This is a genomic window from Finegoldia sp. P2-F-LR (genome assembly GCF_052932265.1).
In genome coordinates this window covers 45251-71976 of the sequence record NZ_JBRFJF010000011.1, presented here as the reverse complement: position 1 = coordinate 71976, position 26726 = coordinate 45251, and the positions used below count along the sequence as shown (strand labels likewise).

Below are 26726 nucleotides of genomic sequence, written 5' to 3'. Positions count from 1 at the left end.
TTTTAGAATACACGACAGAAAGGCGGTGAGGTAATGGAAAATCAACAAAATATTATGCCGTGCGATTTGGAAGCTGAGAGAAGTGTAATCGGGGCGATGATAATCGACGAGAGAGCTGTGGATGATGCGGCAGAAATTGTGGAGCCAGTGGATTTTTATTCTACGAAATACCAAGAAATCTACAAGGCGATTTTGCAAGTAATTGACGAGAAAAAGCCTGTGGATTATATTACATTGGAAGACAAATTAAAATCCAATAATATGTACGAAATTATCGGCGGGATTGATGAGCTTATAAGCATTTCGGAAGCTGTAGGAAGTGCTGTGAATGTAAAATACTATGCAGATATTATCAAAAGCAAGGCGATTATCAGAAATTTGATGCGCGTGTCACAAGATGTGATTGATATGTCCATTGCCAACAATTCCGTTGGCGAAGTTTTAGAATACGCTGAAAGCAATATTTTCAAAATCAGTCAGAACAGAAACCACCAAGATTTGGTTAAAATTCAAGAAATGTTGGAGCCAACTCTTGCAAAGATTGGCGAAATGAGTATGAGCCAAGGACAATTAACTGGCGTTACGACTGGGTTGATTGACTTAGATAGACAACTTTCAGGTCTTCAAAACTCAGATTTGATTTTACTTGCAGCGCGTCCTGCAATGGGTAAAACATCACTTGCACTTAACATTGCATACAAGGCTAGTATCAAGCATCAAGTCGCGATTTTTTCTCTTGAAATGAGTAAGATGCAATTGACTCAGAGATTATTGTCCGCGCTTAGTAACATTAATCTGTCAGAACTTGTGTCTGGCAAAATTACTGAGTGGACAAATCTCGGACAAGCAGCACAATTATTAGCAGAAACAAATATGCATGTCGATGATACTTCATCGATTTCATTGAATGAGCTTCGTTCCAAATGCAGAAAATTAAAAGCGCGTAGCGATTTGGATTTGGTGATTATAGATTATTTGCAACTTATGACTACCAACTCCAGAAGTGAGAACAGACAACAAGAAATTTCCACGATTTCAAGAGGACTTAAAGGATTGGCGAAGGAATTAAATTGTCCGATTCTAGCGTTGAGTCAGTTGTCACGTGCGCCTGACCAAAGACCAAACCACAGACCGGTCATGAGTGACCTTCGTGAATCTGGGGCGATCGAACAAGACGCGGATGTTGTGTTGATGTTGTATCGTGATGATTATTACGATCCTGAAACTGACAAGCCAAACATCGCAGAAATTATCGTAGCAAAACACAGAAACGGTCCAACGGGAACTGTGGATACTTTATTCGACAAGGAACACACGAAGTTTATGGATTTGGACAAACAAATGCCCGATGTAGGAGCGTTTGACAAATGATAACTACTGAGAGGTTAATGTTAGAAGATTTTACATTGGACGATGCATTTGAGATCGAACAATGGGGAAAACACACAGACGAACGACTAATCGATTACAACTTGTCCGATTTGGACGATTTTGAAATAAAAATGTGGTATCGCCAAAAAAGAGAAATGAAAACGCAAAAATATTTTGCGATTAGGGATAAATCCCGAAAATTGGTGGGATATGTGGGACTGAAACAATACGACAAGTTCACCAAAACGGCGTTTTTGGGTATTGTTTTGGATCCAAATGAAATGGACAAATCATACGGCGAAGAATCCATAAAGGCTTTGCTTAACATGGGATTTACAGTTTACGGGCTGGACAGGATTTTCTTAAATGTGAATAATTTCAACAAAAGAGCGATAAAATGTTACGAAAAATGTGGATTCAGGAAGTTTTGTAGTTACGAAGAAGTGTTCGAAAATCAAAGATTGGACACGCACGATGAAGAATTCGATGAGTTTTTCATAGTAAAAGACGGGACAATTTTTTCGAAGAACACTACGATGGCGATTGATAATAAGAGGTGATTTTATGAAATATAGTGTAGAAAAATTTAAAATAGATTTGGGCGAAACACCTATTGAAAATATATTTTTGAATCAATATCTTCAAGTGGCCACAGGAAATCAACTAAAAGTGTATTTGTATGCCTACAAGCTTGCCAAGGATACCTCGGCGAATGTGGATATTTCAGACGAAAAGATCGCAAAAGCGTTGGATTTGACTGAAAGCGAAGTATCTGAGTGTTGGAATTTTTGGTTGGATGAGGGAATTATCAAACGATACACTGACGCACAAACGCAAACTAATCACACGGTTTTTTTGAGTTTGAGACAATTGTATCTTGGAATTACAAATCCTGAACCAGATGAAAGTCAGAAGACTTACATTCCACAAAACAGTCAAGAAATCAAAGAAATGTTCAGAGACATCGAAGACATCAGGGATATGGAGTTGTCCAAATCAGAAATGGAAAGAATTTTGGAACACATTTCCACTTATCACCAAACACCAGAGTTGGTGGTGACAGCTTTTCATTATTGCACAACTAATCCGAATACGAAAAACAACACGAATTACGTTTTGCAAGTTCTCAGAAATTGGAAGCTCGACGGTATCATGACGTTGGAACAATGGCAAGAAGAAAACAACAAAAAGCAACAAAGAAAAACCAAAAAGAGAACTTATTACAGACCGAAGACTAACGATATTGAAAACAAGGCTACAAATATTAACTCAAAATTTTTGAACGATTTTATCAAGAAATCAAAAGAGCAAAAGGATAAATAATAATGAGCTACGCAAAAGAAGCCAACAGAATATTGGAAGATTATAGAAATCAATCCAAAAAAGAATTGGACATGAGATTTGAGGAAGTTTTTCGAAATGTTCCAGAATACCAGGATTTGCTACAACATAGAAACGAGCTTGGATACGAGTATTTGAAAAAAAGCATCGGCGGTGACAAGGAAGAATTAAAAAACTTGGAAGATGAAATCAAATCCACTGAAGAAAAAATGCACAAAATGCTCATACTAAGTGGATATCCAAGTGATTATTTGGAGGAGAAGCATCACTGCGACAAGTGCGAAGATACTGGAGTTTACAACGGCAAAATGTGTTCTTGCAAGAAGACCATTATGGTCAACATTGCGCGTGATAAAAGCTCCCTTAACGAGCAAATGAAACAACAAAACTTCGATAGATTTGACATCAACGTGTTTGACACGAAAAAAGACAGCTCACAAGGAATGTCCCAACGTGAAAACATGGAAGCAATCAGCGAGAATTTGAAATACTATTCCAAAAATTACACTAAAAATGCGAAGTCGCTGTTATTGTACGGGCAAGTTGGAACTGGAAAAACATATTTGTTATCCTGCATGGCGAAAGAAATCATTGAAAATGGATATTCTGTGATTTATTTGTCCGCGATGCAATTGTTGAAGCAACTTTTTTCGATAAGATATCAGAATTTCAACGAAAAACCACAACCAGAAGTTGAGGATATTATCTACAACTGCGATGTGCTTATGATTGACGATTTGGGAACGGAAAACTCCACAGAAACCAACATCAGTTTATTGTTTGATCTGTTAAATTACAGAATTCAAAACCAAAAAACTACGATAATTTCGACAAATATCGACCTTGATGATTTGACAACACAATACGATCAGAGAATTTCATCCAGAATCAAGGGCGAATTTATACCGATACAATTTTTCGGCAGGGATATAAGAGAAGAGAGGTTCAAAAACGGACTATGATTTATGTAACAGCTGAACAAATGAGACAAATCGACCATTACACGATTCACGAAATCGGAATTCCTTCGATTGTGTTGATGGAAAACGCCAAGGCGCAAATCTCCAAACATATTTTGGACAAAAAGTTTGCCAAAGTGTACGTGTTCGCATCTGTTGGAAACAACGGTGGAGATGGCTTGGCAGTTGCAAGAGACATTTACAACGCAAAAAAATATGTGAAAGTGTATGTGATTGGAAAGCTAGAAAAAGCGTCGACGGATTTTAAAATCAACTACGATATTTTGAAAAAATTAGACGTGGAGATAGAATTTGTAGACGAAAACACGAAATTCGACATCACAGAAAATGATTTGATAGTCGACAGCATTTTTGGAACGGGACTTAAAAGAGATATCGAAGGGATTTACAAAGATGTAATCGATATGATTAACGACACACAAGCATTTGTTGTGAGCGTGGATATGCCATCGGGACTGGATTCTGACGAAAATATAATCCACAACGTGGCAGTGAAGGCTGACCTTCTAGTGACATTGCAATTACCGAAAAAGTCGTTACAAGACTATGAGGGAGAATATGTTGTGGAGACAATAGGCATACCAGAAAAATCAATTAAACATGTATTAAATAACGCTTCGTAAGAGGCGTTTTTTATGTTTTATGGCAAACTCTTGCCGTCGAATATCTGTCTACAAAAACAAAGAAATTCAAAACTTGTGAACCTAAAATCTCAAGCGCAAGCTCCGCTTTGGCGCGAGTGAGATTTTTTAACGGTTCCCTTCGTTAGAATTTCTAATTGTTTTTTCCGAATGATATTCTCAGGCAAAGATGTTTGCCCATGATGCCAACAACGCCTCACGAAGCTTTACGCAGCACATGTTTAATTGATAGAGAAAAAAAGGGGAGAAAAGAAGAAAATAAAAGTTGCAAAACGCTTAATCGACTACGAAAATTTGTAAATTCTAATCTTGAAATCCTAAAATTTGAAGCACGCTTCGCTTACGCGGTCAAATTTTAGCCGGATTTCTTCGATTGAATTTACTGCAATTTTCTCCGTATGATACGCTTATTTGCAAGCTTTTATTTGCTCACAAGTGAAAACTCCTAACGAAGCTTTGCGTAGTACATGTTTAATTGATTATTTTCTACTCTGATGAGCGATTTACGAGTTTTTGCGTTTTATTATATCTCACAACACCACACAAATCGGTTTCTACTTTTTTGCAATTACTTTTTTGTAACAAACTAATTTGCAATGAATTTTATTATTTGATAAAATTAGTGTTGCCTAGTTAAAGCTGAAATTTAATTCAGGACTTGTTTGAGAGCTCCAAGTATAAAAAAACAAGGCGTTATTTTTGAGTTCTCCTATATTTTATTAGGAGGTTTTTTTATTGAGAAAAACGAATACGAAATTGTTGACTACTATAGCGATTTGCATTGCAATCAACTGCCTTGGTGCTTTTATCGCTGTTAGTACGAAGGTTCCTTTGTTATTGGATCATATAGGATCTTTATTGGTGTGTATGTTATTTGGATGGAAATACGGTGTTGTGACTGCGCTTTTATCGTCTGTTATGAACCAAATTCTTTTCGATCCATTTGCACTTCCATTTGCGCCTACAGGTATGCTTATGGTGTTTATGGTTGGTATTTTATACGAAAAAGGATATTTCAAGAAATTGCACACTATTCCTGCACTTTTATTGGCTGTGCTTCCAGGCGCTATTTTGGGTGCTATTATTCAAGGTTATATTTTTGGTGGGGTTACAAGCTCAGGAAGTGATGTTATTGTAAGATTTATGATTAACAAGGGAGTAAATCCAGCTGCGGCATCTTTTATCAACCAATATTTTATGGAATTTGTGGACAGACTTATTTCATTTACTGTTGTGATGACTGCTGTTAAGAGGATTAAGCTTGAATCGATACGCTAAGATTGAGGAAAAATTAAAACGCGAGATTGTGCTTTTAAAAGGCAGACCATGTTTTTGGGGCAAATGCACTTTTTGCGATTACATTGAAGACAATACGGTGGATATGGATGATGCTGTTCGTGAAAATCGTGAGATTCTTCAAAATGTGACTGGTGAATTCGGTGTTTTGGAATGTATAAATTCGGGAAATGTGTTCGAACTTCCAGAACAGACGAAAATCGACATCAGAAATTTAATTCACGAAAAAAACATTCATACTTTGGTTTTCGAAGCACATTATATTTTCAAGAATAGACTTCACGAAATCAGGGAATTTTTCGGATGCGAGGTTTTGTTTAAGACTGGGATTGAAACGTTCGATTACGATTTTAGAGAAAATGTCTTAAACAAAAATGCAAAATTCACTGATGTAAAAGATGTGTCCGATTATTTTGATTCGGCGTGTTTAATGGTTGGAATCAAGGGTCAAACTAAGGAAATGATTGAAAAAGATATTGAGATTGGCCTTTCTAATTTCAAATGGATTACTATTAATATTTTTATAAATAATTCAACGCCGATTAAAAGAGATGATGAGCTTGTGAAGTGGTTTTTGGAAAATCATTACGATTTGAAGGACCATCCGAAGGTTGAGATGTTAGTTGAAAACACTGATTTGGGAGTTGGTTAAACTTCCGTCAGTGTTTTTTTGATGGGTTTTAATATATAATAAGTTTAATAAGATTGGAGGGGTTATGAAGGACAAATTATTTAAAATCGTACTTGTGGTTTTGAGTGTCGTATTTGTTGCATCTTGTTCGAAGAAAATGCCAGAATTGCCTGAAGAAAAAAAGGCGTATGTGGCAGATTATTTGAACGATGGGTTCAAGGGTGTGGACATTTCAAAAGACGGTAGGTTGGAAAAATCAGATGTCGACAAAATCGCAGCGAACTTCAACAAGCCGTACGATTATAATGGCGAAGAGGTTGTAAACTCTCTAGATACATTTTTCTACGGCGAGAGCTTCGCATCACCACAAGATATTACGTTGAAAAATTTCGTGGCGAATTTTCCAAGCAAAACGCTGGATCCAGAAAAGGATAAATCCCAAATAGATGAACTTAAAAAACAAAATCCAGATGCACTCAAACAAACAAGAGAAAACGCTAAGATTTTGAAAGTTGACAAGAATTTGGTGGATGTGGTTTTATTGAAATACGCAAATATTTCATCAGATGATGTTACAAACAAAGAAAATGTCGTGTATTCTAAGGATGACAATTCGTATTATGTAATGGAAAATGATGAAGAATGGGCGTTTGAGCCAGTGGTGTGCAAAGTCAATTCTAAGGAAATTATCTTGGAAGATGATATCAAATCAGAACTTAAACTGATACAAAAAGGTGGTAAGTTTTTTATAAAATCTTTTGAATTATCTCCTAATGCTTGTTGTGAATAAGGGATTATTGTGCTATAATGTAATAAAAGGTACTATACAAAGCAAAGGGAGGCAGTTATGATTACTTTAGCATTCGTAACGTTGATAGTTATTCTATCAATAGTTTTCGCTGCTATTTTGGGAACTTTTGGTTTGATATTGGGATTAGGCGGCGCAATTGTAGGAATTTTGGTAGCGATTGGAGCTGTTGCTTATTCATTCTTAAAAGTTTTCATTAAAATAGCGTTAGCAGTGTTGGTAATTAGATTTATTTACAGAAGATTTTTCGCAAAAGAAGAAGTATAAAGGAAGTGGAGTATGGATAACAAATATTTAAAATACATTTTGTACATATTCTTGGCTATTTTGGCTTTGAATATTTTGATGGGAATTATGGGAATAACTGTTAGTATTTTGAAATTCTTGATGAAAGTATTCTTGGTTTTAGTTGTAATAGGATATGTGGCAAAATTTTTCCAAAATGCAGACAAAGATATTTAACTAATAACACTGAGCAAATCTTGTGAGATGAGCTTGGTGTTTTTGTTTGCAAAAAAGTTTAGTAATGGTGTTGCTAAGACTTAATAAAGCTTACAAATCTGATTAGCATTTTGTACGTTTGTGTTTTTTTGAAAATTTATTGTATTCGTTAAATCATATTAGCGTTTTTGCTAAGAATATCATACGGAAAAAACAATCAGAAATTCCAGCGAAGAGAACCGTTAAAAATCTCACTCGCGCAAAGCGAAGATGCGCTTGAGATTTTAGGTTCACAAGCGATGAATTTCTTTGTTTTTGTAGTCAGATGTTCGTGCAAAATGCTAATATGAATATAAAAAACGTTGTAATTACGCTATACATTGACACAAAAAGATTGTTTGTGGTAAAATATACATTAATATAGTTGAATATTGCAGTTGATGAAGAAATAGTAATTATTGGAGTAATTCAGAGAGCTTATGTGTGGTGAGAATAAGTATATGAAAATAATGAATCTAACTTCTATGCGTTATTAGTTGAGAGAGCTTATGCTAATTAGGGTGGCAGTCGCGGAAACGTAATTTTCGTCCCTTGGTATGAGTTTTTTTATTGTTTTATAAGGAGAAAGTTATGTTAGATATTAAAAGAATTAGAAACAATCCAGAAGAAATCATTGAAGCACTTAAAAAAAGAAGAGGAGAATATCCTATTCAAAAACTTTTGGATACTGATGAAAAAAGACGTGAAGTTATTCAAAAAGTAGAATCAATGAAGGCGGAACAAAACAAGCTTTCTAAACAAGTTCCACAAATGAAGAAAAACGGAGAAGATACTACAGAACTTTTCAAAAACTTGAAGAAGTTGTCTGATGATATCAAATCTATGGATGATGATTTGAAAAACATCGACGAAGAAATCAGAGAATATTTGATGGAAATCCCAAACACTCCTAACAAAGATGTTCCGGTTGGTTTGGATGATACTGAAAACTTGGAAATGAGAAAATGGGGAGAACCTCGTAAATTTGATTTCGATATAAAAGCTCACTGGGATTTGGGCGTTGATTTGGATATTTTGGATTTCGAAAGAGCAACTAAGATTTCCAAATCAAGATTTAGTGTATTCAAAGGAAAAGGCGCACGACTTGAAAGAGCTTTGATGAATTTCATGGTTGATCTTCACACTGACAAGCAAGGTTACACTGAAGTAAATACTCCAGTGCTTATGAGTCCAAGTGCGATGAAGGGTACAGGTCAAATTCCAAAATTCAAAGAAGATATGTTTTATTGCGAAAAAGACGATATGTATCTTGCTCCTACAGCTGAAGTTCCTGTAACTAATTTATTGGGTGGAGAAATTTTGGAACAAGGAAGCTTGCCAATTTATTACACAGCTTTTACTCAATGTTTCAGAAGAGAAGCCGGAAGTGCTGGACGTGACACAAGAGGTTTGATTAGAAATCACCAATTTGAAAAAGTTGAAATGGTAAAATTCGTTGAACCAGCTACAAGTTATGACGAATTAGAAAAACTTACAAATAACGCAGAAGAAATCTTGCAATTGTTGGAAATTCCATACAGAGTTGTTAGACTTTGTTCTGGGGATTTGGGATTCTCATCAGCGATGACTTACGACATTGAAGTGTGGATGCCAAGTTATAATAGATACGTTGAAATCTCAAGCTGTTCAAACTTTGAAGATTTCCAAGCAAGACGTGCAAATATTAGATATCGTGACGAAAATAATAAGCCACAATACGTTCACACATTAAACGGTTCAGGACTTGCTATTGGACGTTGCTTTGCAGCTGTAATCGAAAACTATCAACAAGCTGACGGAAGTATAAAAATTCCTGAAGTGCTACAAAAATACACAGGATTTGATATAATAGACTAGTAAACTAAAATTAAGATAGGAAAAGAAATGAAGGCTTATATAATCGCTAGAGGATATCCAACGGATAAATACAAAATGAACGGAATATTTGAATTGGATCAGGCAATTGCACTAGCCAAAAAAGGCGTTGAAGTTGTGTTGATTGCTCTTGATTTCAGATCACTTAGACGTTTTCGCAAATATAAAAGTGAATATTTTATAAAAGATAATGTCAAAGTGTATTCCTTTCATTTTCCGATTGGGAGATATATCTTCAAAAGCCTTTATGACTTTTCTTATTTGGTACTTAGACATTTCTACAAAAAAGTGGAGCAAATCGAAGGAAGACCGGATGTAATTCACACTTATTTTACAGACCAGGGATATTATACATCCAAACTTGCAAAAGAGTTGAACATTCCATTCGTACTAACTGAATGCAATTCCGTTGTAAACCAAGACACTATCAAGCCTTCTTACAGAAGAATCGCCGAAGAAACTTACGACAGAACTGACGGACTTATAACTGTAAGCCCCAAATTCAAAGAGAAAATTAAAGAAGAATTTGGAAAAGATTCTACAGAAATTGCGATTATTCCAAACCTTACGATTTTCAAAAACAACGAGAATTTCAAAAGGGGAGATATTTTCAACATCGTATCCACTGGAAATGTAATCACGACAAAAGGTCCGAAAGAATTGATCGAGGCGTTTAACATTGCTTTTTCAAACGATAAAAATGTGAAGCTTACGATTTATGGGGACGGATTTTTGAGAAAACCGCTACTTAAAATGGTCGAAGAATTGAATTTGACAGACCAAGTATTTCTTCCTGGACTTACTAAAAGAGAAAAAATCGTTGAGGGCTACAATAATGCGGATATGTTTTGCTTGTATTCGTATTCAGAAACTTTTGGGTTAGCGTATTTGGAAGCATTGTCCGCAGGACTTCCTGTGGTCGCAAGTAAATGCGGTGGGCCAGAACATTTAATAAATGAAGAAAATGGAATATTGGTTGATAGATTTAACGTTGAGAAGTTAGCCGAAGCGTTAAGATATATGCACGACAATATTGAAAAATACGACAGAGAGAAAATATCACACGATATCAAAGAAGTATATTCCGAAGAAAATATTACAGATGATGTAATAAAAGTGTACGAAGAAGTTATATCGAAAAGATGAGGTGAGAAATGAAGAGTATTAAAAAAATAATACCCTTAATGTTAGTACTTGCTATTGTATTTCAACCTGCATTATCAAAAGCGGACTCGAAGTTGGGATTTGAAGACAAAGTAAAAGCGTATTACACAATTGAACAGGATTATTCCCAGGAATTATTGAATTACAACGAGAACAAGCCTTTGGCTATAGCATCCTTAACTAAAATCATGACTTATGTTTTGGTTATGGAAGATATCAACGCAAACAAATACAAGCTCGACGATAAAATCAAAATCCAAACACAATACGCTAAGCCTGAAGCTAGCACAATGCAACTTAAAAAAGGCGAAGAATTAACTGTAAATGATTTGATAAGGGGAATGATGATAGTCAGCGGGAATGATGCCGCAGACGAATTAGCAGTGAAATCAGAAGGATCTGTGGTAAAATTTGTCGAAAGAATGAACAAAAAAGCAGCCGAATTAGAATTGGAATCTGCGAAGTTTTATTCTGCATCAGGTTATCCTGAAAAAGACAAGGAAAATTTGATGAGCGCAAAAGATTTGGCAAAATTAACCACATATACAATCAACAATTACCCGCAAGTTTTGAATTACACTAAAACACAAAAACTTGTAATGCCAAGTAGAAAATACGAAGCTGCAACTACAGTTCCATTTTTAGGAAAAATAGAAGGCGTAGATGGATTTAAAACAGGAACAACTGAAAAAGCTGGATACTGTTTGATAACTACGATGAGCTTGAAACCAAACGATCCTAAAAACAAAGTAGTATCTGTTTTGATGGGAGCTCCCACAAAATACGACAGAAATACTTACCAAAAAATAATGCTTGAATACGTCAGAAATTCATTTGAACCAATGAATATATTAAACAGCGAAAAACCAATCGAAACGAAATCAGTCAACAGCGTTGTGGACAAAAACGTTGAGATTTATCCGACAGAAGACGTATCCATTTTGTATAATACCAAAACTGGTCTGCAACAAAAAGTCGACATCAAAAAAGATTTGAAAGCTCCTTTGAAAAAAGGACAAATCGTAGGAAAAGTTGTGATAGACACCGGAAAAGGCGACAAAAGAGAAGTAAGCCTCGTTGTCAAAAAACCTTACGAAAAAGCAGACACATTAACTAGAATAAAAAGAAGCGCCAAATACACTTACGAATTGTTAGGAGCACTTCTTGCATCATAAGCCGATTTGAGTCGGTTTTATGTGCTTCCATAATTAAGCTGGATATAATACCCCCCTCCTAAGGGGGCATCCCCGGTTCGAATCCGGGTGGGAGTACCAAAAATCCCTGAGCATTGTTGCTCAGGGATTTTTTTGAGATTAAGATAAGTTTTCTTTTTGTTTTGTTGAAAATATGCTATAATATAGTTAACAAAGATAACTTGTGAAGGATTAACGCTGGGTCCCAAAAAGGGGTAGATATTTTATATCGAGCATTCCTATGTGCCTGGGGTTATCTTTTTTTGCTTTCTTCTCTTGAAATATTCAATTTCTTATTACCATCTTTAAGACTTTCAACAATATTTAATGGATCTTTACTTATTTCATCAACTATAAATTCGATAAATTGTTGAGAATATGTATAGCTATTGTTGTTTCCAATCTTATGCTTATAGCAATATTTATCATTTTCTTTTATATTATAAAAATTGATAAATTGAGTTAGAACATATGCAGTAAAACCTTTCTCATAAGATAATACAATATTTTTTCTTTTCAAACGTTCTTGAACAGCTGTAACCACACTATTAAAAGAGTATTTATGAGTATCAGCGGGATCTTTAAGTTCTTTCACTATTTCAATAGGAGTTTTAGAATCTTTTTCTATACGAACTGTGAAATCAGCATCATCTCTTTTCTTAGTTATATACAAAACTTGCTTTATTTTAATTGAAAATTTATCTGAATTATATTCATCCGTAAGGACATCAACCTCATTTGCTTCTTTAATGAATTTTTCTGCTATCTCTGGAGGGTATTTCAATTTAATTTCCTCATTAGTCAAAGGCTGATAATGAGCAGAAATAGTTAAGAAATTTTGAGGTATATATTTAGTTATATCTACACTGTGAAATCTATTGATTTCACTAATATAATTTAGTACACACGCTTGAAAAAGAGGAGCGTATTTTACTTCATAGTCTTGAGTTATAAAGTGAGTGCTTATATTTCTTAAATCAATAATCTTTTCAAGGTTAAGCCTTATTCTTGTGTTTTTATCAGAATATATTTTTGCTATTGATTCAGATAAAGTAATAGTTCTTTCTGGGCTGTCTTTATAGTATATAGGTATTCCACGATTTATTAATTCGCCTTTTAGCATCAATTCCCATGCATTACAGATAAAAAAACTAAATCCTTCTATTCTATATTTTATTGTTGGCTTATTATAAATTTCAATTCCTAAGATAAAAGCTTCTATACTTTTTTCAATTAATTGACTGACTAATTTATTGTTTGTTTCTTCGGTTTCTTTCATATTTGTCTTCCTTTAAATTAATTATTCTTCGTTATCATAAATTTTGTTTTTTTCTGGTAAATATTTCCAGTATCTTTTCGGCATATTATTCTGCATAAGTTTGAGGTTTTGGCGCTCTTTTATCCCGACTGAATTGTAGAATTCTATCCAGCAATCTTCAAACATTTTCTCTTCATCAGATTCTTCTTTGAAAATTTCTTGTACATCGTAAAATGCCAAATCATAGTCCACATATATTGCACACTTGTTTCTTTTTTTGTCGTAAATCACAAACTTTTCATTTCTCAATCTGTTTTTGAAATGATAGGTGAGTAATTCCAAAATGTCGTTGTTAGGTTCGAATTCTGCGAACAAGAAATTGTCTTGGATTTCTTTGAATCTAAGAAGTCCTTTGTATGCGTGAAGTTCTCTTGTGGAATATTTGCACAGGCTGTTGAATTGAACTGCAATTTTGTCGGATGAGTTGATGAAGTTGTAGCCGTATGTGTACATATTTTTGATTGTCTTAGCGATAATTGTTGATTTGTCGGGATTTTCTGAGACGAATGCGTAGTTGATGCTACGATAAAAGTTGAATCCGAATTTGTCTATTATCGATTTTTTCACACGTGATGATTTGTCAGTATTTGTTTCAACGTATATGTCATCATTCAAAAAATCCAATTGCTCTGATTTCACAACGATAATTGAATTTTCAATGTGCCTGTACTGTTCAAAAATCACCGTAAACAAGCCGTCTAAGCTGTTGTCATAACTGTATCTCATATTTACTCCAAAAAACTAAGTTGTGTTACATTTTTTCCTTCTTGTATTCTCAAAATATCCAGCAAATCGTCTTTTGTGCTGTATTTTTGTCCGCGGTATATTCCGTTTACAAGTATGAAGTTCTTCGCTTTTTTCAGTGAGATTTTAAGAGAGGTCAAATCGTCGTAGTTGAGGTTAGCAAATTTTCTCGCATTTATTATTCTCATCGCATATGTTGGACCGAATCCTGGAACACGAAGAAGTTGTTCATAAGATGCGCGATTTATTTCTATTGGAAAGTTCGCTACGTTTTGCACTGCCCAGAATGCTTTGGGATCTAACGTCAAATCAAAAAACGGATTTTGTTCGTTCAAAATTTCGTTTGATTTGAATTTGTAAAATCGCATCAGCCAATCTGCTTGATACAACCTGTGTTCACGTAGCATGGGAACTTTTTTGATTCCGTCTGTATATTTCGATTTGATTACAGGGACAAATCCCGAATAGAAAACTCTTTTGAGCTTGTAATCTTCATAAAGGCTACTTGCTTTGTTGATGATTGTAAGATCCGATTCACGACCTGCTCCGACAATCATTTGAGTGGATTGACCAGCTGGTAGAAACAAAGGAGTTTTTCTGATTGTTTTCCTGTCAATTTTGTACTGAGTTATGGATTCGTTAATAAAATCCATCGGTTTTTCAATGGACTCATACGTTTTCTGAGGAGCGAGCATCTTCAAGCTGGACTTAGTTGGAAGTTCTATGTTAATACTCATACGATCGATAAGTCTACCTAGTCTTTCGATTAATTCTTCACTTGCTCCGGGGATTGCCTTCATGTGAATGTATCCGTTGAATTTTTTATCATTTCGAAGAATCTCTGCAACTCTGATAAGTTGCATCATCGTGTGGTCTGGACTTTTTACAACTCCACTCGACAGGAATAATCCTTCTATGTAATTTCTTTTGTAAAAATTTATAGTCAAATCAGCCACTTCTTCTGGAGTGAATTCTGCTCTTTCGATGTTGTTTTCTTTTCTGTTGACGCAGTATTCACAACTGTAAATGCATTTGTTTGTGAGTAAAATTTTAAGTAGCGAAATGCACCTTCCGTCTTCAGACCAGCTGTGACATATTCCAGAATTGTGCGCCGCGCCTATTCCGTCAGAGGTATTTTTCCTTTTTGAACCACTAGAAGAACAACTAACATCGTATTTGGCAGCGTCTGATAATATTGATAATTTGCGTTTTAATTCCATAATATCACCTATTCGTATTTTATAATAAAACAAACATTCGCACAAGTTTGTTTTTTAGAAAAAAGTTGTTATCTGGAAGAAATTGTGGTAGAATTGTAAGAACTAATAAAAATTTAAAATATTTATACAGAGGTAATCATGAAAAATAAGAAATTAATATTTGTTAGTGGATTCGCACTATTTTCGATGTTTTTTGGAGCGGGGAATTTGATATTTCCACCGTTTTTGGGTAATAAAGTAGGAGATCAGTATTTGATTGCGACATTAGGATTTTTGCTAAGCGCAGTAGGACTGGTTTTCTTGGGATTACTCGCAGCGACAAAAAGCGGTGGAACAATTGAAAAAATCGGCAACACTATAAGTCCGCGATTTTCACTAATATTCTCAACTATAATTATGCTTGCGATAGGACCGGGACTTGCAATTCCAAGGACTGCAGCAACAACAGTAGAAATAATTCAAAAAGGATTTTTCAAAGGAGCAAATTCTGTTTTGCTCACGGTAGTATTTTTTGCTTGTGTGTATTTATTCGTCAGAAAACCAAGCAGAATAATAGATAATTTAGGAAAAATTTTGACGCCGTTGTTGATTGCAACTCTTGTCGTGATTATTTTCAAAGGAATAATATCTCCCGTTGCAACGCCCGTGAATACATATCAAATTCAAGTCTTCCAATCAAGCTTTGAAGAAGGATATCAAACAATGGATGCGTTGGCATCATTAGTATTTGCAATTGTAGTTACCAAAGGATTTATGGGAAACGGAATTACAGATGACAAAACTATCAAACAATACACAATAAAAGCGTCAATCATAGCAGCTATAGGACTTTGCTTCGTATACGGAGGATTGATTTACCTCGGAGCTGCCACATCCAAGTTCAACCTAGGAAATGTCGAAAGAGTTGATTTGTTGCTATACATTTGCTACCAACATTTGGGGATTTTGGGAAAGGTATTAATCTGCGTTGCAATGGCATTGGCATGTCTCACAACGGCGATTGGACTTACAACAACAGTCGGACAATTCTTCAGTGATATGCTAAAAGACAAAACAAACGGAGTCATTTCATACGATGTAATCATAATAATTTCCACAGTTTTTAGTGCGTTCTTCGCAGTAGTTGGCGTCGAAAAAATACTAAAAATTTCCGCGCCATTTTTGACAGCAATATATCCTGTGGCAATAGTTTTGATTTTCTTGAATTTGTTCAAGCAAAATACATTTTCACGAAACGTAAAATTAGGATCCATAATCGGAGTGTCGATTTACGCAATTATAGTACTACTTAACGGATTCAAATTGGATTTCGGTTTGTTGAAAACAATCGAATCAGTATTTCCAGTGCAAATCAAAAGCTTTATTTGGATAATCCCAGCAGTCATTGGAGGATTAATAGGAAAAATCAAAAAATAAATTGTAACTATTATGTAATACGATATATTGTGCAATGTATGGTATAATATATTTGAGGTGAGTTAATGATTAAAAAATTATTAGGATTGAAGAACGAAATACCAACATTGTGGTATGCATTTTTTAATAAACAAATACCATTATTGTCGAAAATAGTATTGGCATTGTCTGTGCTTTATGTAGTAAGCCCTGTGGATTTCGTGCCGGATTTCGTCGCTGGATTGGGAATCTTGGATGATTTAATCCTCGCTCCATCATTAATGATGGTCGCAAAGAAGTTCATTCCCGAAGACATCATCGACACCAGTGAACAAAAAGCAGAGCAACTAAACTCCAAACTAAAAGTAGTTGGAATTGTCGCAGGAGTAGGGATACTACTATTGATAAGCTTTTTGATTTACAAAAATGTGGTGAAATAGTTATTGAAATTTTAAATAAATCAAAGCGCGCTGTGAGGCGTGCTTTTTTTATGGTATGATAGTTTTGAGGTGAGATATGGAAAAGTTTAATGTGAATAAAGACGATATGATAATTTTGTTGATTGATTTGCAAGAAAAATTGGTGCCTGTTCTTCACGACAATGAATACGTGCTTAATCACACGAAGGCTGTGTTGGAGATGGCAAGAATTTACGATATTCCTGTGATTACAACACGCCAATATCCGAAAGGACTTGGAGATACTGTAGAATGTTTGAAAGAATACGAAACGAAGGTGTTCGACAAGGTAGATTTTACTGCAAAGCTTGATGATGTTATGAATGAAATCGAAAAAACAGGAAGGAAACAAATCGTAATTGTCGGAGCGGAAACTCACATTTGTGTCTACCAAACGATACGTGATTTGATTGACGAATATAAAATGATTGTGCTTGAAGATTGCGTTACAAGCAGACGTGTTGAAAATAAAATGAATGCTATTCAAAATTTTAGAGAGATGGACTGTTTGGTAATCAATTCTGAAACGTTGATTTTCGATATTTTGAAAAGGGCGGGAAGTCCTGAATTTAGAACTTTGTCGAAACTAATCAAATAAAAAAACAAATCCAACTTTACTTACTGAAAAGCAAAGTTGGATTTTTTTATCCTAACAATAAATACAAGAAATGTGCGCTGATTCCAGCTGCTACTCCTCCGATTGTGTGAGATAGAATTGCTTTTGGTGCGAGTTTTCTGGCGTTTAATGTGTCCATCATTCCAACATGTGTGGACAAATATCCTGACCAGCACATTCCAAGGGCTGTGAAAACTGCGATATCATTTCCAGTGATTAAATTTTTCTCCAATAATTTTGGAACGAGTCCAAGCGCTGCTCCGACACTTCCCAAAGCTGTAAGTGGAAATGCAATGCATTCTGATGAGGTGAACCCAAACAATGGTTTCAAAATGGGATTTAGCAATGCTCCAAGTTTTGGAATCAAACCGACTCCTTCATAAGCAGCACCAGTATAGACTACGGTTCCGTTTTCAACAGTTCCAGTTGATGTGAGAATCATAACCAACGTACAAATAACAACAACTCCAGGAATAATGTCCATCCCAGCTTGTACACCAGATTTTCCACCCTCAAGCATTGAATTCAAAATTCTTTCCATCAAAGTCAAATCTTCTTTTTCTTTGATCGTTTGTTCTTCTTCAAATTCCACTTGTTCATCAGTATCGGCGTAGAATTTTTTCGTGAAATGCATCATAATTCTTACGGAAACCACAGAACCCACGACTGCTCCCAAAACTCCAAGGGATGCCGCCTTGAAAAATTCCGTACCATTTCCAAGCGAAGACATAAAAGTCCACACGATAAATCCCATTCCGAATGAAGTTCCCAAATTGCACAACGTAGGAAGCTGATAATTCTTGAAATATTTGGCAAATCCTTTGTCCTTTGCAAGTCCAATGATTGCCGGATTATCCGATAAAAAAGTCGTCAATATACCAAGCGCCGAAGCTCCAGGCAAATTGTAAAGTGGTTTCATAATAGGGCTGATGATCTTGTTGATTAGCGCGATAACTCCAAATTCGCTTAAAAGCTTGGACAACGCACCTGTTAAAACTGCGATTGCCATTATGAAAAACACAGTGTTAAGCAGCAAATCGTGCGCCGTTTTCATCAAAGTATTAAACATATTGCCAAGACCCATAACTTTTGCAATGTAGCCAAAAAGTCCGAAAACGACAGCGATTGTCACAAAAGATTCCAGTGAAATTTCACTTTGTTTTTTAGTTTTCTCCATAAAATTCTCCATTAAAAGTATAATATATAATTCTAATGTATTTTAGATTAAAATTCAAACTATAAAATGAAATCACGAACGAAACTTATCAATAACAAATGCGTTGGATAGAAAATGTAGAATGCCCATTTGTTGATGTTGCCTTTTTTGCCGTTGTAAAAGTGAATGATGGGAATCGACAGATACACGAACAAATACATATACGCTTCGAAAAAATACCCGAACAATATCGCTATGTAAATGTTTCTTCTGGAAGATGAGCCCAAATACAACAAAAACACCGCTAAAATTCCAAGCATAGAATAATCTGTGTGGTAGTAATTGGCAATTACACAGAAAATGGCTATGGAAATTAATTTTAAAATCGCCTTCACGAAATTTGATTGGTCAAATTTATCGATTTTTTCAACGATAAATATAAGACACGCAGAAAGTGCCAACGTGAAGAACACATTTTGGTGATAAAAATCAAACATTTCACCACTAATCGCCAAATCAAAAGGAATTTCCGAAATAATCGCAAACGAAAACAACCTTACTATGTATTTTTCTACGCTTCTGGTTAGAAACATTCCATTTACGATCAAAAATGCAAAAATCGGAAACGCAATTCTTCCGATAAAAAGCATTAATGCTCCTACTGTGACTCTCCAGTCAGATGATGTGAGTGTCATCGTAGGATAAATGTTGAATTTTTGAAGCATATTGCATTGCACAATGTGACTGATAAGCATGGATATACAGGCGATTACTTTCAGCCCAGAACTTGATATTCCATTGTCTCTGTGCCAAATATCCAAATATTTTTGCCTTTGGGTTTCAGTTAAAAGTTGCATGATAATCTCCTTGAATTTGTTACAACTATTTTATCACAAATAAAGCACATTATTATCTGATATAATTATAATAGGTGATAGTATGAAAATGATGATTTTTGAGAACAAAGTAGACGAGAATAATTTGTTCGAAAATGAAATGGATAATAGAAATTCTGTGATGTTGTCATTTTTCTTGGAGAAATTAAAAACAAAGAATGTCGTTGTCGACAGGTTTAAATTAAACAAGAATCCCGATATGTTCGAACAACAAGGGATTGCACAGAAAATTGATAACGGGATGAAACTTCCAATCACAGTTGTAGATGGAAAAGTTGTGCTTTCGGGAAGATATCCAAAAAGCTACGAAATATTGGATTTCCTTCACATCGACAGAAATATTTTCAATCAAGCTTATGTCAACGATAAGCGTAAATTCTGATAAGATTTGTTCCTAAGTTTTAGGAAAACAAAAAAACCTGTGACAATCACAGGTTTACATAATTTATTGAATCTATTTTATTGAATCCAAAAACATTTTGACAATTTCGTGTCCTTGAGCCAAAGTATCCAACGCCATTTCGGGATGGTATTGCACTCCCAAGAAGAACTTCTTGTCCTTAACGTATGCCGCTTCCACTATATCATCAGAAGATTTTTGTAACACATCAAGATTTTCTGCAACATCTTTGATAGCTTGATGATGAAGGCTATTCACATAAAATCTGTCGCCAAATTTTTCTTTGAACATTCCGTAATTTGTAACCTCGTGAACCAAATCATTGTAAGGTTTGTCTTGAGAGTGAATGATGGAGATGTTCTTTTGTTTTTTCAAATCCTGATACAAAGTTCCGCCCAAATACACATTCATTATTTGCAATCCACGACAAATTCCCAAAGTGGGAATGTCCTTTTTGTAGCAAATATCCATCAGATTAAATTCCAATTCATCGCGTACATTTGATGAAATTCCACATTCCAAAATCTTGTCTTCATTGTAATATGATGGAGCCACATCAAGTCCTCCTGTAAACACGATTCCGTCCAACCTGTCGACGATTTCTTCTAAGAATTTCCTATCGGAATTGAACGGAAGAATCACTGCGTAAGCTCCGTTTTTTTCGATAAGTTCAATGTATTTTCTAAGCATAAAAAGTCTGTTTTCTGCCACATTGTAAAGTGGTGTAAGTCCTATTATTTTCATATTTCCTCCAATTATATTTCAATATTATTATATCAAAGATAAAACAAAAATACATTTTTTGATTAAATCAACAAAAGTGCTATAATATTATTATATTTGGAGAAATATCGAAGTGGTCATAACGGGGCGCACTCGAAATGCGTTTGGGATTATTTCCCACGTGGGTTCGAATCCCACTTTCTCCGCCAAAACAAAGACAGATAGCTGTAATTAGCTATCTGTTTTTTAATTGGTACTTAAAAAGTACTATTTATTGTGCAGTTATTGTGTCCTTTTTCAAGAACGAAAGTTTTGTCTCGCTGACAAGAATCGCTGCAAATATGAATACAAATCCGATTACTGAGAAAACTGTCAATGATTCGATCCCGATAAGTACAGGAATTAAAATTCCAAATATTGACTCGAATCCCAAAATAATTGCAGCAGTGGATGGGTTTGTGTATTTTTGTCCGATGTTTTGAAGTAATAGTGCAACGGCAGTACACATTATAGCTAAGTACAATAATTCCATCACAGATCTTGAAGTGACGACAAGATTTGAATTGTCTTCTACTACAATTGTAGTTATCCAAGATAACACAGCCGCCATTATAAATTGCAATATCGTCATGACGATAGGGTCACGGTCTCTTGCAAGGGCGCTTACTGCGATGATGTGCGATGCGAACAACAATCCGCTAAGTAAAGCCAGTAAATCTCCAAGCCATGCCAACGGATTATCCACGTGAGCGCTCGATCCCGAAAGCGATATGAAAAATATTCCCGTTATACACAAAGCCGCCGCCGACAAATTGTATCTGTCTGGTCTTTGTTTGAATACAATCCAACCCAAAAACGGCACGATTACGCAATAAGATGCAGACAAGAATCCGCTTCTACCAGGATCTGCGAATTTTACCCCCAATGTTTGTGATGAATACGCCATGAACAAAAATATTCCTATCAAAAGTCCGTTTTTTATGTCGTCATATTTTGCTTGGCGAAGTCTCTTCCAGAAAATGATTGATAATAAAATAGCTGCCAACGTAAATCTTATTGCCAAGATAAAGTTGGGATTGAATGTTTTGGAAGATTGCTTAACTACAGTCAAAGAGCTTCCCCAAAGGATAGCTACTATTAATAACGCTAATTTAGCAAGTAAATTTGCTTTCTTTTTATCCATTTTTTCCTCCTCTTATTTAATTTCAGATATATTATCCCAGTTTTCGTGCGATTTGTAAACACCTAAAAAGCCCAATAAATTAATTTGCACACAAAAAAAGGAGGAACGAAATCCTCCTTGTGATTTTCCGATTTATACGAACGGAATATATTGTGAATATCCTTCTTCTTCCATTTTTTCTAATGGGACAAATCTCAAACTTGCACCGTTGATGCAATATCTAAGACCGCCTTTTTCACTAGGACCATCGTCGAACACATGACCCAAATGACTGTCAGCGTGTTTGCTTCTAACTTCAGTTCTAACTCTGGATAATTTGTGATCATCGGAATAATTTACAGAACTTGACGTAATAGTTTTCGTAAATGATGGCCAACCACAACCCGCATCGTATTTGTCCTTAGAAGAAAATAACGGCTCACCACTTACGATGTCGACATAGATTCCTCTTTCATCAAAATCATTGAAGCTTGATGTGTGAGGGCGTTCAGTCGCTTCGTTTTGAGTAACTCTGTAACTCACATCGGATAGATTTTGTTTCAATTCTTCATCGGACATTTTCTTGTATTCAGTCGTATCCAAATCCTCATCAAAAGCATTCAGATTGATGTGACAATATCCACCAGGATTTTTGTCCAAATAATCTTGGTGATAATCTTCTGCTAATACAAAATTTTCTAATCTTTCAACCAAAACAGTTAGCTTTTCATCGTATTTTGATTGAATGTAATTCACAACAGAATTGATTATTTCCAAATCTTTTTCATCTTCGTAGAAAATTCCAGTTCTGTATTGTTCGCCAACATCGTTTCCTTGCTTATTCACAGAAATTGGATTGATAATTCTGAAATAATGAAGTAAAATTTCAGCCAAATCCAACCTGTTTTTATCATAGACAATTCTCACCGTCTCTGCGTGATGAGTTTGTTTTACTCTTCTATAATAAGTGTCTGTTCCTTCGCCATTTGCATAGCCTGTGTCAGTGTCTATTACACCTTGTAATTTTTTGAAATAAGCTTCCACTCCCCAAAAACATCCACCAGCTAAATATATCGTACTTTTTTCAATAAATCTCATATTACACCTCTTACAAAATTATACCCAGTTAAATATTTTTTATTCAACAGAAAATTTGGCATACAAAAAGCAGCTTATTAAAAGCTGCTCATTGAAATTATTTTGATTTCATTGTTTCTTGGCGATTCATTGTGTGATATGAACCTTTAAATCTTTCCTTCTTAGGACTCTTGTCCCAGATTTCTTCTGCTTCAACTTCCCAGTTTTTCGCATATTCATCGCAGTTACCACAAAGTGAATCTACAGTTTGCTTAGATTCCAAATCAGTAGATTTTGCATCAGTGCTATGAACCATTTCTCTAAGTTCGTTTGGATTTTCAAGCATTGGGCAAGGCATCAACATATTATCGTTGAATGGTTGACCGTCGTGATATTTTGTAAATAGGGGAGCTCTCAAACAATCCAACAAAGATTTTTCTCTGATATTAGAATCGCTGTAGTGAATGAAAACACAAGGTTCCACATCGCCGGATGCATTAATGTGAAGATATCTTCTTCCACCTGCGATACAACCTCCAACATATTCAGCATCGTTTTGGAAATCCAATGCGAATAATGGTTTTTCTGCTCTATATTTTCTTAGCCTTTCGATAGTTTGTTTTCTTTGTTCAGGAGTAGGTAGTAAATCAGTTACAGCAGCATTTCCAACTGGCATATAGTGGAAGTACCACACGAAATACGCCCCTAACTCTATTAAGTAATCGTAGTATTCTTCGCTTGTAATTGAATCAAAGTTTTGGGAAGTGTAGCAGCAAGAAATACCGTAAATCAAATGACGTTCTTGTAGCATCTTCATTGCTTTGATTACTTTTTTATAAACGCCATCTCCACGTCTACCGTCAGTTGCTTCTTCAAAACCTTCAAGTGAAATCGCAGGAATGAAATTACCAACTCTTTGCATTTCGTCTACGAAATCTTCGTCAATTAAAGTTGCATTAGTAAATGATAAGAATATACAGTCGTTGTGTTTTTCACACAATTTAATCAAATCATCTTTACGCACAAGAGGTTCACCGCCTGTGTATATATACATATAAGTTCCCAATTCTTTTCCTTGAGTGATGATAGAATCAATCTCATCATAGCTTAAGTTTTGTTTGTAGCCGTATTCAGCAGCCCAACATCCAGTACATTTTAAGTTACATGCAGATGTAGGATCCAACAAAATTGCCCATGGGATATTACAATTGTATTCTTCTCTGTATTTTTGTTGAGTTTGCCATCCCAAAACAGACGCATTCATAAAAAAGTTATACGCTACTTTTTTAATTTGTTTTTTGTCAACTTCTTGGAAAATTTTCATCACAAAACTATGGTAAGGGTGATTTTCGTCTTTAAAAACTTCCCTTATAATTTTAATTTGAGGCGAGAAATCTCCGTGAGAAAGGTTTTCTGCCCATTCGACTAATTGTACCCCTCGTTTTTGAGGATCCTTCGCAACATAATCGAATACCTTATCAAATCCATATCTTTTTCCAGCTTCTATAATTTTCATATAACCACCTTTTCATATATTAAAATTTTTTAGAATCAGTTCAATAGATATATATCTTAACTTCATTGTATCTCAAACGTTAATCAAAGTCTTTGGACAAAAGGGTGTATTTGCCTAAAATTCTAACAAAAATGACAAAAAATCTAATAAATTAATTCATTTTACTCCTAGTTAATGAAGATTTAACAGTATCTTTTAATAAAAATCCTATCCTTTTAATCTTCTCTTCGATATCCTCATCCATTCCAGAATTCAGCCATCTGATAATTAAATCCGTAATCGCACTTTGGAAAAATTTAATAATAATCTCCTTGTCATCCTTTTTAGCGTGAATTTCCTTGTCCACATTTTCTATGTAGTTTCTCATAATTTGTCCCGATTTATTGTACAAATAATCAGACAGTGTTTTTCTAGAAATAGAATTGTAAATGTGATAAATCGCAGTTTTGTAATCAATAGTAAACTGAAACTCTTCGATAAAATTATCCTCCCAAGAAATATTTTCCGATTCATTCAACACTCTCTTAAGTCTTATTTCAAAAATCGTGTCGATGATTTCGTTCAAATCTTTAAAGTGATAGTAAATCGTGTTTCTGTTGATTCCGCATTCTTCAGCTAGTTTTCCCACCGTAATTTTATTCAGAGGTATTCTGTTGAGAAGATTGATTAAATTTTCCATTATCATTTTCTTCGTATAATCCGCGTTCATAAACTCCCCCTTTTAACATAATCATATTCCAAAACTAGAAAAATTTCCACCAAAAAACTAGCTGCAAATAGCTTGCAGCTAGTCAATCGTAATTATTTTAATAATTCTTCAGCTAATTGTAATGCTTTTCCAGCGAAAGTTTTTGATGGGCCACCACCCATAGCAACACATACACCAATCATTTCTGAAATTTCTTCCATTGTACAACCTGCTTCTACGCATCCTGTAGTGTGATGAACAACACATCCTTCGCATTTTACAGTAATAGCAATTGCAAGAGCTATCAATTCTTTTTCCTTCAAAGATAATTTTCCGTCTTTAAAAACAGTACCACATAAATCTGAGAAATTTTCAGTTACTCCTGGCAAATTTTCTCTAAATAATTTTGATTGTTGAGCCAATACTTCTTTACTATCCATAAATTACCTCCTATTTTTTAGACAATTTACATTGCCTTGTTAATATAATCTTATCAAATACGACGTAAAAAATCTTAATTATAGAATAATTCAATAAATGCTGGGAGATTTATAGATATTTTGTATAATTGTATTTTTGAATTTGAAGGCTTTATCTTCTCTTCTTGTACAATACAAATCCAGCTGCTATTAAAATAACTGAAGCGACAACGACAGCGATTGTGATTCGTTTGCGTTTGGCTTTTTGTTGTTCTTGTTGAAGTTTTTGTTGGGCGAGTTTTTCTTCGTATTTTCTTTGTTTTTCTTCATTTTCTTTTTTTAGTTGTTCTTCTTTTTGGCGTTTTTCTTCGGCTTTCTTTTTTTCTTCTTCAGCTTTTTTCTTTTCTTCTTCTTTTTTGCGTTTTTCTTCTTCTTGTTTTCTTTTTTGTTCTTCTTTGTATTCTGTGTTTTCAGCTACAGTGAGGTAGATGTCGTGATCGTGGTTAATTACATTGTCTTGATTTAATGAAAATTCATTAATTTCTGGTGTTATAATAAATTCTTCGTTATTGACACCTTCTTGATACATTTTTTCGATTTTATAATCTGCAAAGTCCAATGCTCTTTCTTTTTTCTTGCCATAAGGGACAACTGTTTTACGAGTTTCACCTGTATTTAGATTTCTCAAAATAACTATTACATTCTTTTTGTTTGCAGGATTCTTTCTTATTATGAACCTGATTACTCCGCTTTCTGTTCTCTTTTTTACATCGTCGTATCTTTTTGTTTTATTTATGGTACCATCGCTGTTTATCCAACGAACATAATTTAACGCGTTATTTCCATAATCATCTTGCTTAGCCATATTCCCTGCAATATCTTCATATGTTTGAGTGTTATCACCAAATTTTATCCAAGTGTTTCTTTCTTTTATAATTGAACCATCGTATGGATCCACAAGTATTCCGTCTTTATTATATATTCCTGTAGGCATACCATCAAAAGCTGCGTTATACAATTCTCCGTCGTATTCCGGATAGTCCATTGCATAGCTACTTACTTGCACACTCAAGCAAATCAATAGGGCAATAGCCAACATTTTAAATAATTTTTTCATTTTCATTTTTAGCTCCTAATTTATGTAGTGAAGATTTGTTT

The 26726-nt window shown here is 34.7% G+C and carries 29 protein-coding genes and 2 tRNA genes; 19 read left to right on the top strand and 12 right to left on the bottom strand.

Annotation, left to right across the window (positions count from 1 at the left end; all coding sequences use genetic code 11):
* The first annotated feature begins 33 nt into the window (after positions 1–33).
* The 14 genes from dnaB to ACU68W_RS07690 all read left to right on the top strand — a co-directional run bounded on the left by dnaB (position 34) and on the right by ACU68W_RS07690 (position 11861).
* Positions 34–1371 (top strand): replicative DNA helicase, encoded by a 1338-nt coding sequence (gene dnaB / locus ACU68W_RS07755; protein WP_446756372.1) that lies wholly within the window; start codon positions 34–36, stop codon positions 1369–1371.
* Complete coding sequence (locus ACU68W_RS07750) at positions 1368–1931, top strand: GNAT family N-acetyltransferase (protein ID WP_446756371.1); 564 nt, start codon at positions 1368–1370, stop codon at positions 1929–1931. Before dnaB ends, ACU68W_RS07750 begins: the two co-directional genes overlap by 4 nt.
* Positions 1932–1935: 4 nt before the next feature.
* Positions 1936–2694 (top strand): DnaD domain-containing protein, encoded by a 759-nt coding sequence (locus ACU68W_RS07745; protein ID WP_094223022.1) that lies wholly within the window; start codon positions 1936–1938, stop codon positions 2692–2694.
* A 2-nt stretch (positions 2695–2696) separates the two neighbouring features.
* Positions 2697–3674, top strand: coding sequence for an ATP-binding protein (locus ACU68W_RS07740; protein WP_446756370.1), 978 nt, complete (start codon positions 2697–2699; stop codon positions 3672–3674).
* Positions 3671–4315, top strand: a complete 645-nt coding sequence (locus tag ACU68W_RS07735) for an NAD(P)H-hydrate epimerase (RefSeq protein WP_446756369.1) — start codon at positions 3671–3673, stop codon at positions 4313–4315. The genes ACU68W_RS07740 and ACU68W_RS07735 overlap by 4 nt, the downstream gene beginning before the upstream one ends.
* 753 nt (positions 4316–5068) lie before the next feature.
* The gene (locus ACU68W_RS07730) at positions 5069–5611 is read left to right on the top strand and encodes an ECF transporter S component (protein WP_094203193.1); all 543 of its coding nucleotides are present in this window, start codon (positions 5069–5071) and stop codon (positions 5609–5611) included.
* Positions 5595–6281, top strand: coding sequence for a radical SAM protein (locus ACU68W_RS07725; RefSeq protein ID WP_094205057.1), 687 nt, complete (start codon positions 5595–5597; stop codon positions 6279–6281). Before ACU68W_RS07730 ends, ACU68W_RS07725 begins: the two co-directional genes overlap by 17 nt.
* A gap of 64 nt (positions 6282–6345) precedes the next feature.
* Positions 6346–7050 carry a hypothetical protein gene (locus ACU68W_RS07720; protein ID WP_094223026.1) on the top strand — a complete coding sequence of 235 codons (705 nt, stop codon included), beginning with the start codon at positions 6346–6348 and terminating at the stop codon, positions 7048–7050.
* A 57-nt stretch (positions 7051–7107) separates the two neighbouring features.
* On the top strand, positions 7108–7335 hold the full coding sequence (locus ACU68W_RS07715) for a hypothetical protein (RefSeq protein ID WP_094203196.1): 228 nt from the start codon (positions 7108–7110) through the stop codon (positions 7333–7335).
* A gap of 12 nt (positions 7336–7347) precedes the next feature.
* Complete coding sequence (locus tag ACU68W_RS07710; RefSeq protein ID WP_094203197.1) at positions 7348–7530, top strand: hypothetical protein; 183 nt, start codon at positions 7348–7350, stop codon at positions 7528–7530.
* Positions 7531–8139: 609 nt separating this feature from the next.
* Positions 8140–9405, top strand: coding sequence for a serine--tRNA ligase (gene serS / locus ACU68W_RS07705; protein WP_446756368.1), 1266 nt, complete (start codon positions 8140–8142; stop codon positions 9403–9405).
* 27 nt (positions 9406–9432) lie between these two features.
* A complete protein-coding gene (locus tag ACU68W_RS07700; protein WP_446756367.1) occupies positions 9433–10569 on the top strand; it encodes a glycosyltransferase in 1137 nt (378 codons plus the stop codon).
* A gap of 8 nt (positions 10570–10577) precedes the next feature.
* Positions 10578–11762 (top strand): D-alanyl-D-alanine carboxypeptidase family protein, encoded by a 1185-nt coding sequence (locus tag ACU68W_RS07695; protein WP_446756366.1) that lies wholly within the window; start codon positions 10578–10580, stop codon positions 11760–11762.
* 23 nt (positions 11763–11785) lie between these two features.
* Positions 11786–11861 (top strand) — tRNA-Arg (locus tag ACU68W_RS07690).
* A 172-nt stretch (positions 11862–12033) separates the two neighbouring features.
* Here the strand turns inward: ACU68W_RS07690 and ACU68W_RS07685 are convergent.
* Genes ACU68W_RS07685 through ACU68W_RS07675 form a run of 3 tightly spaced genes read right to left on the bottom strand, consistent with a single transcriptional unit; the run spans position 12034 to position 15062 of the window.
* Complete coding sequence (locus tag ACU68W_RS07685) at positions 12034–13059, bottom strand: DUF3644 domain-containing protein (RefSeq protein WP_446756365.1); 1026 nt, start codon at positions 13057–13059, stop codon at positions 12034–12036.
* A 21-nt stretch (positions 13060–13080) separates the two neighbouring features.
* The gene (locus ACU68W_RS07680; RefSeq protein WP_446756364.1) at positions 13081–13824 is read right to left on the bottom strand and encodes a TIGR03915 family putative DNA repair protein; all 744 of its coding nucleotides are present in this window, start codon (positions 13822–13824) and stop codon (positions 13081–13083) included.
* A gap of 2 nt (positions 13825–13826) precedes the next feature.
* Positions 13827–15062 (bottom strand): putative DNA modification/repair radical SAM protein, encoded by a 1236-nt coding sequence (locus tag ACU68W_RS07675; RefSeq protein ID WP_446756363.1) that lies wholly within the window; start codon positions 15060–15062, stop codon positions 13827–13829.
* A 138-nt stretch (positions 15063–15200) separates the two neighbouring features.
* Here ACU68W_RS07675 and brnQ point away from each other — a divergent pair, with 138 nt between their 5' ends.
* From brnQ to ACU68W_RS07660, 3 genes are all read left to right on the top strand, one after another.
* Positions 15201–16478 carry a branched-chain amino acid transport system II carrier protein gene (gene brnQ / locus ACU68W_RS07670; protein WP_446756362.1) on the top strand — a complete coding sequence of 426 codons (1278 nt, stop codon included), beginning with the start codon at positions 15201–15203 and terminating at the stop codon, positions 16476–16478.
* Between the two features lie 65 nt (positions 16479–16543).
* Positions 16544–16897 (top strand): YkvA family protein, encoded by a 354-nt coding sequence (locus ACU68W_RS07665; protein ID WP_094223031.1) that lies wholly within the window; start codon positions 16544–16546, stop codon positions 16895–16897.
* A gap of 76 nt (positions 16898–16973) precedes the next feature.
* The gene (locus ACU68W_RS07660) at positions 16974–17513 is read left to right on the top strand and encodes an isochorismatase family protein (RefSeq protein WP_446756361.1); all 540 of its coding nucleotides are present in this window, start codon (positions 16974–16976) and stop codon (positions 17511–17513) included.
* Positions 17514–17559: 46 nt separating this feature from the next.
* Here ACU68W_RS07660 and ACU68W_RS07655 read toward each other — a convergent pair whose 3' ends face one another.
* Together ACU68W_RS07655 and ACU68W_RS07650 are read right to left on the bottom strand one after the other, a co-directional pair.
* A complete protein-coding gene (locus ACU68W_RS07655) occupies positions 17560–18708 on the bottom strand; it encodes a CD0519/CD1768 family membrane protein (RefSeq protein WP_094207969.1) in 1149 nt (382 codons plus the stop codon).
* 59 nt (positions 18709–18767) lie between these two features.
* Positions 18768–19544, bottom strand: a complete 777-nt coding sequence (locus ACU68W_RS07650; RefSeq protein WP_446756360.1) for a TraX family protein — start codon at positions 19542–19544, stop codon at positions 18768–18770.
* An 82-nt stretch (positions 19545–19626) separates the two neighbouring features.
* Between ACU68W_RS07650 and ACU68W_RS07645 the strand changes: the two genes are divergently transcribed.
* Positions 19627–19965, top strand: coding sequence for an arsenic metallochaperone ArsD family protein (locus ACU68W_RS07645; RefSeq protein WP_446756359.1), 339 nt, complete (start codon positions 19627–19629; stop codon positions 19963–19965).
* A 72-nt stretch (positions 19966–20037) separates the two neighbouring features.
* Here the strand turns inward: ACU68W_RS07645 and ACU68W_RS07640 are convergent, their stop codons facing one another.
* On the bottom strand, positions 20038–20727 hold the full coding sequence (locus tag ACU68W_RS07640) for a gamma-glutamyl-gamma-aminobutyrate hydrolase family protein (RefSeq protein WP_446756358.1): 690 nt from the start codon (positions 20725–20727) through the stop codon (positions 20038–20040).
* 98 nt (positions 20728–20825) lie between these two features.
* Between ACU68W_RS07640 and ACU68W_RS07635 the strand changes: the two genes are divergently transcribed.
* Positions 20826–20915: transfer RNA gene (locus ACU68W_RS07635), tRNA-Ser, on the top strand.
* A 62-nt stretch (positions 20916–20977) separates the two neighbouring features.
* Here the strand turns inward: ACU68W_RS07635 and ACU68W_RS07630 are convergent.
* From ACU68W_RS07630 to ACU68W_RS07605, 6 genes are all read right to left on the bottom strand, one after another.
* A complete protein-coding gene (locus tag ACU68W_RS07630; protein ID WP_446756357.1) occupies positions 20978–21889 on the bottom strand; it encodes a DMT family transporter in 912 nt (303 codons plus the stop codon).
* Between the two features lie 132 nt (positions 21890–22021).
* On the bottom strand, positions 22022–22966 hold the full coding sequence (gene msrB / locus ACU68W_RS07625; protein WP_446756356.1) for a peptide-methionine (R)-S-oxide reductase MsrB: 945 nt from the start codon (positions 22964–22966) through the stop codon (positions 22022–22024).
* Positions 22967–23063: 97 nt separating this feature from the next.
* Positions 23064–24461 (bottom strand): radical SAM protein, encoded by a 1398-nt coding sequence (locus tag ACU68W_RS07620; protein ID WP_446756355.1) that lies wholly within the window; start codon positions 24459–24461, stop codon positions 23064–23066.
* Positions 24462–24612: 151 nt separating this feature from the next.
* On the bottom strand, positions 24613–25170 hold the full coding sequence (locus ACU68W_RS07615; RefSeq protein ID WP_446756354.1) for a TetR/AcrR family transcriptional regulator: 558 nt from the start codon (positions 25168–25170) through the stop codon (positions 24613–24615).
* A gap of 92 nt (positions 25171–25262) precedes the next feature.
* On the bottom strand, positions 25263–25589 hold the full coding sequence (locus ACU68W_RS07610; protein ID WP_304115030.1) for a carboxymuconolactone decarboxylase family protein: 327 nt from the start codon (positions 25587–25589) through the stop codon (positions 25263–25265).
* Between the two features lie 151 nt (positions 25590–25740).
* A complete protein-coding gene (locus ACU68W_RS07605; RefSeq protein WP_446756353.1) occupies positions 25741–26691 on the bottom strand; it encodes a hypothetical protein in 951 nt (316 codons plus the stop codon).
* Between the last annotated feature and the right edge of the window lie 35 nt (positions 26692–26726).

Coding starts and splice junctions, on each gene's coding strand:
- ACU68W_RS07640 (WP_446756358.1), bottom strand. CDS start 20,727: ATGAAAATAATAGGACTTACACCACTTTACAATGTGGCAGAAAACAGA.
- ACU68W_RS07665 (WP_094223031.1), top strand. CDS start 16,544: ATGATTAAAAAATTATTAGGATTGAAGAACGAAATACCAACATTGTGG.
- msrB (WP_446756356.1), bottom strand. CDS start 22,966: ATGAGATTTATTGAAAAAAGTACGATATATTTAGCTGGTGGATGTTTT.
- ACU68W_RS07660 (WP_446756361.1), top strand. CDS start 16,974: ATGGAAAAGTTTAATGTGAATAAAGACGATATGATAATTTTGTTGATT.
- ACU68W_RS07710 (WP_094203197.1), top strand. CDS start 7,348: ATGGATAACAAATATTTAAAATACATTTTGTACATATTCTTGGCTATT.
- ACU68W_RS07700 (WP_446756367.1), top strand. CDS start 9,433: ATGAAGGCTTATATAATCGCTAGAGGATATCCAACGGATAAATACAAA.
- ACU68W_RS07685 (WP_446756365.1), bottom strand. CDS start 13,059: ATGAAAGAAACCGAAGAAACAAACAATAAATTAGTCAGTCAATTAATT.
- ACU68W_RS07675 (WP_446756363.1), bottom strand. CDS start 15,062: ATGGAATTAAAACGCAAATTATCAATATTATCAGACGCTGCCAAATAC.
- ACU68W_RS07610 (WP_304115030.1), bottom strand. CDS start 25,589: ATGGATAGTAAAGAAGTATTGGCTCAACAATCAAAATTATTTAGAGAA.
- ACU68W_RS07745 (WP_094223022.1), top strand. CDS start 1,936: ATGAAATATAGTGTAGAAAAATTTAAAATAGATTTGGGCGAAACACCT.
- ACU68W_RS07695 (WP_446756366.1), top strand. CDS start 10,578: ATGAAGAGTATTAAAAAAATAATACCCTTAATGTTAGTACTTGCTATT.
- ACU68W_RS07735 (WP_446756369.1), top strand. CDS start 3,671: ATGATTTATGTAACAGCTGAACAAATGAGACAAATCGACCATTACACG.
- ACU68W_RS07715 (WP_094203196.1), top strand. CDS start 7,108: ATGATTACTTTAGCATTCGTAACGTTGATAGTTATTCTATCAATAGTT.
- ACU68W_RS07620 (WP_446756355.1), bottom strand. CDS start 24,461: ATGAAAATTATAGAAGCTGGAAAAAGATATGGATTTGATAAGGTATTC.
- brnQ (WP_446756362.1), top strand. CDS start 15,201: ATGAAAAATAAGAAATTAATATTTGTTAGTGGATTCGCACTATTTTCG.
- ACU68W_RS07750 (WP_446756371.1), top strand. CDS start 1,368: ATGATAACTACTGAGAGGTTAATGTTAGAAGATTTTACATTGGACGAT.
- ACU68W_RS07655 (WP_094207969.1), bottom strand. CDS start 18,708: ATGGAGAAAACTAAAAAACAAAGTGAAATTTCACTGGAATCTTTTGTG.
- ACU68W_RS07650 (WP_446756360.1), bottom strand. CDS start 19,544: ATGCAACTTTTAACTGAAACCCAAAGGCAAAAATATTTGGATATTTGG.
- ACU68W_RS07630 (WP_446756357.1), bottom strand. CDS start 21,889: ATGGATAAAAAGAAAGCAAATTTACTTGCTAAATTAGCGTTATTAATA.
- ACU68W_RS07645 (WP_446756359.1), top strand. CDS start 19,627: ATGAAAATGATGATTTTTGAGAACAAAGTAGACGAGAATAATTTGTTC.
- dnaB (WP_446756372.1), top strand. CDS start 34: ATGGAAAATCAACAAAATATTATGCCGTGCGATTTGGAAGCTGAGAGA.
- serS (WP_446756368.1), top strand. CDS start 8,140: ATGTTAGATATTAAAAGAATTAGAAACAATCCAGAAGAAATCATTGAA.
- ACU68W_RS07680 (WP_446756364.1), bottom strand. CDS start 13,824: ATGAGATACAGTTATGACAACAGCTTAGACGGCTTGTTTACGGTGATT.
- ACU68W_RS07605 (WP_446756353.1), bottom strand. CDS start 26,691: ATGAAAATGAAAAAATTATTTAAAATGTTGGCTATTGCCCTATTGATT.
- ACU68W_RS07720 (WP_094223026.1), top strand. CDS start 6,346: ATGAAGGACAAATTATTTAAAATCGTACTTGTGGTTTTGAGTGTCGTA.
- ACU68W_RS07615 (WP_446756354.1), bottom strand. CDS start 25,170: ATGAACGCGGATTATACGAAGAAAATGATAATGGAAAATTTAATCAAT.
- ACU68W_RS07740 (WP_446756370.1), top strand. CDS start 2,697: ATGAGCTACGCAAAAGAAGCCAACAGAATATTGGAAGATTATAGAAAT.